The sequence below is a fragment of the Corynebacterium kozikiae genome (assembly GCF_024580965.1).
GTDB classification, from domain to species: domain Bacteria; phylum Actinomycetota; class Actinomycetes; order Mycobacteriales; family Mycobacteriaceae; genus Corynebacterium; species Corynebacterium kozikiae.
On the sequence record NZ_JANIKJ010000032.1, the window covers coordinates 1 to 10,852 of the forward strand.

General features: G+C 59.1%; 12 protein-coding genes. 1 reads left to right on the forward strand and 11 read right to left on the reverse strand.

Annotated features, from left to right (window positions below):
- Positions 1 to 189: 189 nt before the first annotated feature.
- The 8 genes from NQ018_RS10985 to ykgO all read right to left on the reverse strand — a co-directional run bounded on the left by NQ018_RS10985 (position 190) and on the right by ykgO (position 8,017).
- Positions 190 to 1,185 carry a sulfate/molybdate ABC transporter ATP-binding protein gene (locus NQ018_RS10985; protein WP_257053443.1) on the reverse strand — a complete coding sequence of 332 codons (996 nt, stop codon included), beginning with the start codon at positions 1,183 to 1,185 and terminating at the stop codon, positions 190 to 192.
- A 25-nt stretch (positions 1,186 to 1,210) separates the two neighbouring features.
- Entirely contained in the window at positions 1,211 to 2,023 is an 813-nt protein-coding gene (locus NQ018_RS10990; RefSeq protein WP_257039323.1) for a sulfate ABC transporter permease, read from the reverse strand.
- Positions 2,024 to 2,806 (reverse strand): ABC transporter permease, encoded by a 783-nt coding sequence (locus NQ018_RS10995; RefSeq protein ID WP_257060968.1) that lies wholly within the window; start codon positions 2,804 to 2,806, stop codon positions 2,024 to 2,026.
- A complete protein-coding gene (locus tag NQ018_RS11000) occupies positions 2,803 to 3,939 on the reverse strand; it encodes a substrate-binding domain-containing protein (protein ID WP_373566948.1) in 1,137 nt (378 codons plus the stop codon). Before NQ018_RS11000 ends, NQ018_RS10995 begins: the two co-directional genes overlap by 4 nt.
- Positions 3,940 to 4,218: 279 nt before the next feature.
- Positions 4,219 to 6,372, reverse strand: a complete 2,154-nt coding sequence (gene nrdE / locus NQ018_RS11005) for a class 1b ribonucleoside-diphosphate reductase subunit alpha (RefSeq protein ID WP_257060970.1) — start codon at positions 6,370 to 6,372, stop codon at positions 4,219 to 4,221.
- Positions 6,373 to 6,443: 71 nt separating this feature from the next.
- Positions 6,444 to 6,872 (reverse strand): class Ib ribonucleoside-diphosphate reductase assembly flavoprotein NrdI, encoded by a 429-nt coding sequence (nrdI, locus tag NQ018_RS11010; protein WP_257060979.1) that lies wholly within the window; start codon positions 6,870 to 6,872, stop codon positions 6,444 to 6,446.
- Positions 6,873 to 7,031: 159 nt separating this feature from the next.
- A complete protein-coding gene (gene nrdH / locus NQ018_RS11015) occupies positions 7,032 to 7,265 on the reverse strand; it encodes a glutaredoxin-like protein NrdH (protein ID WP_257039318.1) in 234 nt (77 codons plus the stop codon).
- Between the two features lie 629 nt (positions 7,266 to 7,894).
- Positions 7,895 to 8,017: a type B 50S ribosomal protein L36 gene (gene ykgO, locus NQ018_RS11020; protein WP_005511141.1), complete on the reverse strand. Its 123-nt coding sequence runs from the start codon at positions 8,015 to 8,017 to the stop codon at positions 7,895 to 7,897.
- A gap of 288 nt (positions 8,018 to 8,305) precedes the next feature.
- Here ykgO and nadE point away from each other — a divergent pair, with 288 nt between their 5' ends.
- Positions 8,306 to 9,181, forward strand: coding sequence for an NAD(+) synthase (gene nadE / locus NQ018_RS11025; RefSeq protein ID WP_373566949.1), 876 nt, complete (start codon positions 8,306 to 8,308; stop codon positions 9,179 to 9,181).
- Here the strand turns inward: nadE and NQ018_RS11030 are convergent.
- From NQ018_RS11030 to NQ018_RS11040, 3 genes are all read right to left on the reverse strand, one after another.
- Complete coding sequence (locus tag NQ018_RS11030; protein WP_257039315.1) at positions 9,178 to 9,651, reverse strand: pyridoxamine 5'-phosphate oxidase family protein; 474 nt, start codon at positions 9,649 to 9,651, stop codon at positions 9,178 to 9,180. The two genes, nadE and NQ018_RS11030, sit on opposite strands and share 4 nt — an antisense overlap.
- Positions 9,652 to 9,655: 4 nt before the next feature.
- Positions 9,656 to 9,952 carry a hypothetical protein gene (locus NQ018_RS11035; RefSeq protein WP_257060973.1) on the reverse strand — a complete coding sequence of 99 codons (297 nt, stop codon included), beginning with the start codon at positions 9,950 to 9,952 and terminating at the stop codon, positions 9,656 to 9,658.
- A 112-nt stretch (positions 9,953 to 10,064) separates the two neighbouring features.
- Positions 10,065 to 10,718 carry an NADPH-dependent F420 reductase gene (locus NQ018_RS11040; protein WP_257060975.1) on the reverse strand — a complete coding sequence of 218 codons (654 nt, stop codon included), beginning with the start codon at positions 10,716 to 10,718 and terminating at the stop codon, positions 10,065 to 10,067.
- Between the last annotated feature and the right edge of the window lie 134 nt (positions 10,719 to 10,852).

The window sequence follows — 10,852 nt, forward strand, 5'->3', positions numbered from 1 at the left end:
GTTGGGGGCATTGGGGCGTGGGCGTAGGGGGCGCGCTGTTGCGTTGGTCGATAGGACCCGTTGGTCGATAGCCTAAAGTCGATAGGACCCGATTTTCCCCGAAACCCCCCCTATCGACCAACGCGGCGTCCTATCGACTTTGAGCTATCGACCTACGCCCAAAACAAGCGCCTAACCCAGCCCCGCGCCCTACCCCTCAGCCACCAATGACGCCGGGCGGGTGGCGCGGGCGTAGATGGTGTCGCCTGGGTGGAGGTTGAGCGCGAGGGCGTCGCCGCGGGTGATTTGGGCAACCACTTCCTCGCCGTCGCGCTGGTCGTGGAGCTCTACGCGCACCTCGAAGCCCAAGTGCACCACACGGTCCACTACCACGGGAATCACGGAGGTCTCCGCCACCTCGTTTTCCGGGGTGGCCAGCACAGGGTTGCGGCCTAGGCGGATGTCATGAGGGCGTACCACTTTGCCCATGAGGTGGGTGACTTGGCCGAGGAAGCCCAGTACAAACTCGGTTTGGGGGTGGTCGTACAGCTCGTTCGGGCTGCCCACCTGTTCGATACGCCCTTTATTGAGCACCACCAATTGATCCGCAACGTCGAGGGCCTCCTGCTGGTCATGTGTGACCAACACCGTGGTGATGTTGAATTCCTCATGCATCCTGCGCAGCCACAGGCGCAGGTCATCGCGAACCTTAGCGTCCAAGGCGCCAAAAGGTTCGTCGAGGAGCAACACCTTGGGGTTCACCGCCAAGGCGCGGGCCAGGGCCAGACGTTGGCGCTGACCACCGGAAAGCTGATCCGGGTATCGGGTTTGGTATCCAGCCAAACCCACGATGCCCAGCAGTTCGTCCACTTTGGCGTCGATTTCCGCGGCGGGGCGCTTACGAATTTTCAAACCAAAGCCCACGTTGTCCCGCACTGTCATGTGGCGAAACGCCGCGTAGTGCTGGAACACGAAGCCGATCCCGCGCTCCTGCGGTGAGACGTTGGTGACGTCGCGCCCGTCGATAATGATCTGCCCAGAATCCGGGCGATCCAAGCCTGCGATAGCCCGCAGCAGCGTGGATTTCCCGGAGCCTGATGGACCCAGCAGCGCAGTGAGCGAGCCCTCCTGAATCTCGAGGGATACGTTGTCTAACGCTTTGAAGTCGCCGTACTGTTTGTTCAGATTTTTTGCGGTGATTTGCATGATGCTTGCCTGCCTCAGTTACTTTCTAGTGCTTCCTGCGCTGTTGGATTGCGGTCATTGCCAAAAGAACGAGTACGGCCACGCCCATGAGCAGCGTCGCCGCAGCGTAGGCACCGTATTCATTGTGGTCGTCGATGTAGCGGGAATGCACCAGCAGGGTGAGCGTCTGGCCGCCACCGCCAAAGTTACTGGCCACCATGATCACCGCACCAAACTCCCCCAGTGCGCGGGCCACGGTGAGCACCACGCCGTAGGTGAGGCCCCAGCGGATCGCTGGGAGGGTGATGTACCAGAAGGTTTGCCACCACGTTGCACCCAGCGTGGAGGCCGCTTCCTCCTGCTCAGTGCCGATTTCCTGAAGCACCGGCTCCACCTCGCGCACGATGAACGGCAGCGTGACAAAGATGGTGGCAATGATCATGCCCGGCAGGTGGAAAATGATCGGGAGCTGGCCAAACAGGCCACCGGTGAGTTTGCTGAACCAGCCGTCGTAGCCCCAGAGCAGGATCAGGGAAACGCCCACGATAATCGGCGAGACCGCAAACGGCAGATCCACCACGGCGTGCAACAGGCGCTTGCCCCGGAACTCGCCGCGCGCGAGCGCCAGAGACACCACCACGCCAAAAATCACGTTCAGCGGTACGGTGATCAGCACGATGATCAGCGAGGTCTGCAGCGCCGAGATCGCCGCGGGGGTGGTGATCCAAGCCCAGAACTCGTCCAAGCCCGGCGCGAAGGTGCGGTACAGGATCGTGGCAATGGGCAACACGACGAGCACCGCCAGGTAGACCAGCGCGATCGTCCGCAATACCAATGTTGAGGTGCGTGAAAGCTGCATTTACTTCACCTTCCGCAATGCAATGAGGACCACAAAGGTGATGGCCAACAGCACCACGGACACCGCAGCGGCCGCCGATGGAACATCCGATTCAATTTGTTCCTGGATGTACTGCGAGGCCACCTGGGTGTGCCCAGGAATGTTACCGCCGATCAGCACCACGGAACCGTACTCCCCGATCGCGCGCGCAAACGCAAGGCCGGAACCGGAAAGCAGCGCCGGCAGCAGGGCGGGCAGCACGATGCGGAAGAAAATGATGCGGTTGTTTGCGCCGAGGCTGGCGGCGGCCTCCTCTACATCCCTGTCCAGCTCGATGAGCACCGGCTGCACCGCGCGCACAACAAAGGGCAAGGTAACAAACGTCAGCGCAAGCACCAGCGCCGGCTGGGTGGCGTTCAACGTGAGCGGCGAATCTGGGCCGTACAGGGAGAGCAGCACCAGCGACGCCACAATGGTGGGCAGCGCGAAGGGCAGATCAATGAGGGTGTTCACGATCTGTTTGCCCGGGAAGTCATCGCGCACCAGCACCCACGCGATGAGGGTGCCGAACACCGCATTAATCAGCGCAACGATCACGGAGACGGTGAGCGTGATCCGCAGCGCCGCCAGCGCATCCGGGGCGGTGACGGCCCGGATGAAGCCGGTGATCCCGCCTGCGGTGAAGGCCTCGGTAGTCAAGGCGGCGAGCGGCAGCAGGACGAGCACGCTCAGCCAAAATGTTGCGAGTCCGACGGTCGCATTTGTCCTAGTACCGGTGTTTGCGCGCAACTTCAACGTGGTCATAGCGCCTCCCTGTAGATCTTGGTAATCACGCCGTCTGTGGCGCCTCCGCCGGATTCCGCGCGCTGGAAGAGCAGCGCGTCCACGATGGCCCATCCCGATTTGCCGTCCAGGTTGTACTGCTGGGCAAGCGCCGGGTTCTCCTCTGCAAGCTGCTGGAATGACCTAGAGAGATCATCAATGGAATAGGCAACATCAAAAGGTGCGAATGGCGCTGGGAGGGTGACGTCGTGAAACAATGCCGGGCCCGGCCGGAATCCCTGCTGCTGCCAGACTTGCTCCGCCTCCGGGGTGAACAGGTAGTCGCGGAAATTGATTGCCTCGGGGTTTTTCTCCTCCCCGATCCCCACTACCGCAACAGGGTTTTCAATGCGGAACGTTTGCGCGGGGTTGAGGTAGCTAATGCTCGCGCCGGAATTGGCAAGCAGGATCGCCTCGTTTTCGTAGGAAAGCAGCACGTCGCCCTGGCCTTGCTCGAAGGTGGAGGTGGCCTCGCGCCCGGACTTGGGGCGCATGCGGAAGGAGTTGCTGATCAACTGCGTGAGTTTTTCCGACGCATACTCGTGCGCCTCTTGGAGGCTCCCACCTTGCTCCTGCTTTGCATAAAACCACGCCGCATACGGGGCGAGGAGGTTCCACTTTGCAGAGCCCGACGACGCCGGGTTGGGAGAAATCACCTCCACATTCAGCAGGTCATCCCACGTTTGAATGTTCAGGGGGTTGCCCTCACGGGTGACAAAGGTGACCACCGAGCCGAAGGGCACGGCTTTGCCGGATTCATCGCCGGGGATGTTGTCCTGCCAGGTTTCCTCCACCACCCCGGCGCGTACCAAGCGGGTGACGTCTGGCTCCACGGAAAGGTTCACGATGTCCGCCGGCACGCGGCGCTCCACCTTTCGGGATTGGTCGCCAGAGGCGCCGTAGGACTGGGCAAAGCCGGTGTCGGCGTGCTCTCGGTAGGCGGGGATGATGGCATCGAAGCCCTGCTTGGCCACTGCGTAGGCCACCAGGTTGAGGTGCTGGGAGCCGGAAGAGATGTCTGCGCCACCAACTTCGTCGGTAGAGCCACCGGGCACTACAAACACCCCTATGAGCGCCGCGGCGGCAATGGGTAACACGACTTTGCGCACCTGCACTGATCCGCCCTCCTTCCGTTTTCAGGCCTACTTCCTGGCCTCGCCTTGGGTTGAATGCCCTTTATAGACTAAGCAGTCTAAACGTTGCATACCAATCGCTACGCTTTTGCGGAGGTTCCATTGGGCCTGCCGGAGGATTTGTTATGGCGGAGGTTATTTTCTTCAAGTTGAAAATAACTGCGCGGGTGCGCATAAAACAACAAGACCGAGCGATTCCAATAGTGGAACGCTCGGTCTAGTTACCCGGCGCTGTGATGTTAGGCCGCCGTTAAGCCGGCGTTAGAGCATGCAGCTCACGCAGCCCTCAACCTCGGTGCCAGTGAGTGCAACCTGACGCAGACGGATGTAGTAAAGGGTCTTAATGCCCTTGCGCCATGCGTAGATCTGCGCACGGTTGATGTCACGGGTGGTCACGGTGTCCTTAAAGAAGAGCGTGAGGGACAGCCCCTGGTCCACGTACTTGGTGGCCACTGCGTAGGTGTCAATTACCTTTTCGTAGCCGATCTCGTAGGCATCCTGGTAGTAGTCCAGGTTTTCGTTGTCCATGTGCGGCGCCGGGTAGTACACGCGGCCGATCTTGCCTTCCTTGCGGATCTCAATGCGCGAGGCAATTGGGTGGATGGAAGACGTGGAATTGTTGATGTAGGAGATCGAGCCGGTTGGCGGCACCGCCTGCAGGTTGCGGTTGTACAGGCCGTACTGGGCTACGTCTGCCTTCAACTGCGCCCAGTCCTCAGCGGTGGGGATGTAGGCGGTGGAGTTGGCGAACAGCTCCTTGACGTGCTCGGTCTTTGGCTGGAAGTCGGCCGGATCAAAGGAGTCAAAGTACTCGCCGGTGGCGTACTTGGACTGCTCAAAGCCTTCAAAGGTAGTGCCGCGCTCTCGGGCAATCTTGTTGGAGGCGCGCAGGCACTGGTAGAGCACGGCAGCAAAGTAGGCGTTGGTAAAGTCCAGGCCTTCCTCGGAGCCGTAATAGATGTGCTCACGGCCAAGGTAGCCGTGGAGGTTCATCTGACCAAGGCCGATGGCGTGGGCTGCGTTGTTGCCCTTGCGGATGGAAGGCACGGAATCGATGCTGGTTTGCTCAGACACCGCGGTAAGGCCACGAATCGCGGTTTCAATACTTTGCGCGAAGTCCGGGGAATCCATCGCCATTGCGATGTTCAGGGAGCCGAGGTTGCAGGAGATGTCCTCGCCAACCTCAGCGTAAGTAAGGTCTTCGTTGAGCACGGATGGGGTATTCACCTGCAGGATTTCCGAGCACAGGTTAGACATGTTGATCCGGCCGGCAATTGGGTTCGCGCGGTTCACCGTGTCCTCAAACATGATGTACGGGTAGCCGGACTCGAACTGGATTTCCGCGATGGTCTGGAAGAACTCGCGGGCGTTGATCTTCTGCTTCTTGATGCGGGGATCTTCCACCATGTCTTCGTAGTTCTCGGTGATGGAGATGTCCGCGAAAGGCTTGCCGTACACGCGCTCCACGTCATACGGGGAGAACAGATACATGTCATCGTTACGCTTGGCCAGGTCAAACGTGATGTCTGGGATCACCACGCCGAGTGAGAGGGTCTTAATGCGGATCTTCTCATCGGCGTTTTCACGCTTGGTGTCCAGGAAGCTCAGGATGTCCGGGTGGTGGGCGTTGAGGTACACCGCGCCGGCACCCTGACGGGCACCGAGCTGGTTTGCGTAGGAGAAGGAATCCTCCAGCAGCTTCATCACTGGGATCACGCCAGAAGACTGGTTCTCAATCTTCTTAATCGGTGCACCGGCCTCACGCAGGTTGGAAAGCAGCAGCGCCACGCCACCGCCGCGCTTGGAAAGCTGCAGGGCGGAGTTGATGGAGCGGCCAATGGACTCCATGTTGTCCTCAATGCGCAGCAGGAAGCAGGACACCGGCTCGCCGCGCTGGGCCTTACCGGAGTTCAGGAAGGTTGGGGTGGCGGGCTGGAAGCGGCCGGTCATGATCTCATCAACCAGGTTGCGGGCCAGGTCCTGGTCACCCGCGGCGAGCTGCAGGGCCACCATGCAGACGCGGTCCTCGAAGCGCTCCAGGTAGCGGGAGCCGTCAAAGGTCTTCAGCGTGTAAGAGGTGTAGTACTTGTACGCGCCGAGGAAGGTTTGGAAACGGAACTTATGGGCGTAAGCCTGCTTGAACAGGTCCTTGATGAAGGAAAACTCGTAAGGCTCGAGGGTTTGAGGGTCGTAGTAGTTGTTGGAAACTAGGTAGTCAATCTTTTCCTCGAGGTCGTGGAAGAACACGGTGTTCTGGTTGACGTGCTGGAGGAAGAATTGGTTGGCCGCCTCACGGTCCTTATCAAACTGGATCTGGCCGTTTTCGTCGTAGAGATTCAGCAGCGCGTTCAGGGCGTGGTAATCAAGTTGCTCGGAACGAGACACTGGTTCTGCAACGTTGCGTCCGTGGATCATGGGCGGGGTCCTTACTGTTTTGTGGGGAAGTCTGGGGAAGATTGTGAGGGCTCAATGGTTGCGGCTGGTAGCTACGCCGCTTCCAAGCCGAGTTCCTTGGAGTGCTGCTCAAGGCCTTGGCGGACAATTGCTACGTCCTCTTGAGTGCCAAGCAGTTCAAAGCGGTACACATAGGGCACGTTGCATTTTTGGGAGATCACGTCCCCCGCTTTGCCGAAGTCCGTGCCAAAGTTGGAATTGCCGCTGGCGATCACCGCTTTGATGAGACTCCGGTTGTGCTCGTTGTTGAGGAAGCGGATCACCTGGGTGGGCACCGGCTTGGTGTTGGCTCCGCTGATAGACGCTCCTCCTCCGTAGGTGGGGCACACCAGCACGTATGGTTCATCCACGATCAGCGGCGGATCCTGCTTGTGCAGCGGGATCCGTTTTGCGGGAAAGCCGAGCTTTTCCACAAAACGCTTGGTGTTTTCTGTAGCTGAGGAAAAGTACACCACGAGCATGGTGTTGTTCCAATCTTCAAGGTCGCTTGTTCTGAGATTGCGGATTGCGAGCGCTTGCAGCGCTTTTACTGTGTGCCGCAACGTGAGGTCCGTGCACGCCTCGCACTTGAAAAATGGCCCCACGCGATGCGTTGGGGCACGTTTCATTGGGGATATGAGTTACGCAACCTGGGTTGCGAGTTCACGGATACGCTCTGGGCGGAAGCCGGACCAGTGCTCACCGTTTACCTCCACCACAGGGGCCTGAAGGTAGCCGAGGGCGAGGACGTAATCGCGGGCGTCATCATCCAGGCTAATGTCTACCAGGTTGTATTCCAGACCGGCGCGGTCGAGTGCCTTCTTGGTTGCGTTGCACTGGACGCAAGCTGGCTTGGTGTAAACGGTGATCGACATATTTTTATCCCTATAACTCTTATTTCACCAGTGTGGTGGAGCTGCTGTGATGAACAGAAACGACACTATACGTTGGGCCTAACTTCCGCAACTGACACAACATATAGTAGTTACATCGTTGAAACTCCCAGTTGACACCTCAGCGTGCGCCCTACATGTTGAGCCAACTACCACCCTTGTAATTTCACGGTTGAAGATCAGCGGATCCACTTCCCCACGTTTGCCCAGCTCACCAAAAATCGCCCCGAAAGACCGTTATTAATTCGTTATAAACTGTTCAACTTTGACGTGAAACTTTAACCTTTGAGGCAGCGCAGTGAGCCCTCGAAGACGCCCCACCGACGCCACCACGCGGCCGGCTGGGCCATCCTAGGTTTGGGAGGGCCTTTTGGGCGTTGGTCGATAGCCCAAAGTCGATAGGCCAGTGCGTTGGTCGATAGGACGGCGGTTTTCGGGGAAAAACGGGTCCTATCGACTTTGGGCTATCGACCTACGCGCCCTTTCGACCAACGCACCCCAACCACCCCAGCCAACAAACCCCAACCACCTCAACCCCAGCAAACAAAAAAGTGCAGCGCCGCACTGCCATTTCGGACAGTTGCGGCGCTGCACGCAAACCAAAGGCGGAATTAGCCCTGGCGAGCCTTGAAACGTGGCTCCTTCTTGTTGATCACATAAACCTTGCCACGGCGACGCACAACCTGAGCGCCCGGCTTGTTCTTCAGCGACCGAAGGGACTTACGGACCTTCATCGGGCGCTCCTTTCTTTACTAATGAATACTTTTGACCATGCATATTGCTGTTCGCTTGCAGTTTCACCGCAGGCGCCCTAATTGGCAGGCATTTCGCCCATGCACACATGGTCAGGACACGAGGAATAACCTTATCCCAATTGGCACCCAAACACAAACCCCCCAAGCCTTGCGCTCCCGCTACCCCACTGGAGATCTTGGGGGCTGGGGTGCTTGGGACGTCGGGAATCTATTGCGCACGCCTAGAATGACCTCATGACTGAGCATTCCGTGACCACAGGCCATTATTTGGGCGAACTCCAGCGCCACATCATCAACGAGCTGCACACGAAAGCGTATATCAGCGCGGAGGAAGAGGTGAATCGTCGCGTGCGATTCCTCAAGGAGTACCTGCACGCAACCGGCACGAAAGGCTTTGTGCTGGGGATTTCTGGCGGGCAGGATTCGTCATTGGCAGGAAGGCTCGCGCAGATCGCGTGCGAGCAGCTCCGCGCGGAAGGCACCGACGCCCACTTCTACGCCATCCGCCTCCCGCACGGCATCCAAGCAGACGAAGCCGACGCCCAAACCGCCCTCAGCTTCATCAACCCCGACTACCGACTCACCATCAACATCGAGCCAGCAACAACTGCGCTTAGCGACGCCGTCAGCGCTGCACTCATCGAGGCAGGCGGCGGGGCTGCGGGGGCGGCTGCGAATGGGGTGACCGACTTCAACAAGGGAAACATCAAGGCCAGGCAGCGGATGGTGGCGCAGTACGCGGTGGCCGGCGAGCTGCGGCTGTTGGTGATCGGCACGGACCACGCAGCGGAGAACGTCACCGGGTTCTTCACCAAGTTCGGCGATGGCGCGGCAGACCTGTTGCCACTGTTCGGGCTTTCCAAGCGCCAGGGCGCCGCCCTCCTTGAGCACCTTGGGGCGCCCGCAGCGCTGTGGCAGAAGGTGCCCACCGCGGACCTCGAGGAGCAGCGCCCAGGGCTAGCCGACGAAGACGCCCTCGGTGTGACCTACCAAGAAATCGACTCGTACATTGAGGGCACCAAAGCCATTTCCGAGGATGCCCAAAAACGCATCGAACACCTGTGGCGCGTGGGCGAACACAAGCGCCACCTGCCGGTCACACCACAAGATACTTGGTGGCGGACCGAAAACCCGCAAGACTAATAGCGCTCTGGCTCTTCGCCGAGCACGAACGCTCGGCCGGAAATGCTCTTAGGCGTGATGCGCACAAAGTTGTACTTCAGCGTGGGCACCCAGGGCTTGAGGCCCAGGGTGTCTGCGTGGTTTGCCTCGTTGGTGTCTTTCACCAGGGCGGCGGTGCCCTTGACCACCACGGACCAGGCGTTTTCACCCTCGTGGAACTCGTCTACTTCAAAGAGGACGTCGGCGTTGAGGTTTACCGTGAACAGCTTGGTGCCTTCCGCGGTGCGGAAGTAGAGCGCGGTGCCGTCTTCAGCGAAGGGGTTGTTGGTGTCCACCACGAAGTTGATGGGGAAAATGTCCATGTCATTGGCTCGGCGGACCACCAGGCGCCCCACGCTGTGGGTTTTCATGCGCTCAAGGCTTTGTTCTTCGCTGAGGACGGTGATGGCATCCTCTGGGGTTTCGTTGTTGAGATCTTCGCTGTAGGTCATGGGCCTATTTTGCCTTATTTTCCTCAATCAACCGGACAAAAGGCGGGTCCTGGAACTCCCAGCTTTCCACCATTTCTGCCAATTCTTGCTCCGAAAAGCCCAGTTCAGAAGCAAATCTGCGGAAACCTTCGGGGTCTGCTATCCACCCCCAAACTAGGTCGGCTGGGCTGGCAAACACGGTGCTGCGCTTGTCGGCAGGGCGCACCAGGGCTGCTCTGCGCTGGCGAAACGCCTCGATATGCGCCACCGCATCTTGGCTCAGCAGCACATCTTGGCGGGAGGGTGTGTGGGATGCATCCATGGCGAAAATGATACTCGCGTAATTGCTTCACAAAGCGCAGAAAAAACCACCCGCGGTGGGGCCTGGCAAGAAAGGAACGAAAGCACTCCAGGCTAGCCGCAGGTGGTGAGATCTAGATGCGTTGCAGCATTTCCTCCTTGTTGAGGAAGGTGTCTTGCAGGCCACCAAAGGTGTGGAGGTCACCGAACACCTCGATGCGTGCGGTGTCATCTACGCCGCCGGCCTTGACGGGGTCCCACCCTGCCTGCTCGGCGAGCGCAGCAACCTTGTTGCCTGCGGCGTCGTCGTCGGTAGCGTAGAGCATCACGATGTTGCCGCCGTGATCAGCGCGATCCTTTTCCAGCTCGGCAGCGGCCATGGTGCCAAAGGACTTGACGTAGTGCACGCCCTCGCCCAAGGCCTTGCTCATTTGCTGGCCTGCGGAAACACCTTCAGGGTTGAGGTTGAGGGCGTTGCCCTGCTCGTCGAAAGCGATGTTGTTGGAGGGGTCTACCACCGTCTTGCCGCTGAGTTGCTCGCGGTATTGCTGTGCGAGCTCGATACCTGCGGCAAAGGGGATGGCCAGAATGATGACGTCATTGTTAGCGATTGCCTCCTCGGTGGTGGCGGCGATGGCGTTTTGTCCCAACTGCTGCGCCACCTTTTGAGCGTTTTCAAGGTTGCTTGCGGCAACGGTGATGGGGATATTGTGCTGTGCAAAGCGGGTTGCAAGGCGGGAACCAATGTTGCCAACGCCAATGATTGCGGTGCGGGTTGCGGTACTCATTGTGGGCCTCCTTGAAGGCAAAGAAGTAAACAATCTTTTGTTGATATATCAAGTAATGCGTATCGGTTGGCCTTTGTTCCCACCACCCAACCCCTGCCCCAATGCGGGGGTGACAGTGACACCTGTCTCTTATA

What these genes read in the sequence shown, in the direction of transcription:
- NQ018_RS10985 (WP_257053443.1), bottom strand. Translation starts at nt 1,185, where the DNA reads ATGCAAATCACCGCAAAAAATCTGAACAAACAGTACGGCGACTTCAAA.
- NQ018_RS10990 (WP_257039323.1), bottom strand. Translation starts at nt 2,023, where the DNA reads ATGCAGCTTTCACGCACCTCAACATTGGTATTGCGGACGATCGCGCTG.
- NQ018_RS10995 (WP_257060968.1), bottom strand. Translation starts at nt 2,806, where the DNA reads ATGACCACGTTGAAGTTGCGCGCAAACACCGGTACTAGGACAAATGCG.
- nrdE (WP_257060970.1), bottom strand. Translation starts at nt 6,372, where the DNA reads ATGATCCACGGACGCAACGTTGCAGAACCAGTGTCTCGTTCCGAGCAA.
- nrdI (WP_257060979.1), bottom strand. Translation starts at nt 6,872, where the DNA reads ATGCTCGTGGTGTACTTTTCCTCAGCTACAGAAAACACCAAGCGTTTT.
- nrdH (WP_257039318.1), bottom strand. Translation starts at nt 7,265, where the DNA reads ATGTCGATCACCGTTTACACCAAGCCAGCTTGCGTCCAGTGCAACGCA.
- ykgO (WP_005511141.1), bottom strand. Translation starts at nt 8,017, where the DNA reads ATGAAGGTCCGTAAGTCCCTTCGGTCGCTGAAGAACAAGCCGGGCGCT.
- NQ018_RS11030 (WP_257039315.1), bottom strand. Translation starts at nt 9,651, where the DNA reads ATGACCTACAGCGAAGATCTCAACAACGAAACCCCAGAGGATGCCATC.
- NQ018_RS11035 (WP_257060973.1), bottom strand. Translation starts at nt 9,952, where the DNA reads ATGGATGCATCCCACACACCCTCCCGCCAAGATGTGCTGCTGAGCCAA.
- NQ018_RS11040 (WP_257060975.1), bottom strand. Translation starts at nt 10,718, where the DNA reads ATGAGTACCGCAACCCGCACCGCAATCATTGGCGTTGGCAACATTGGT.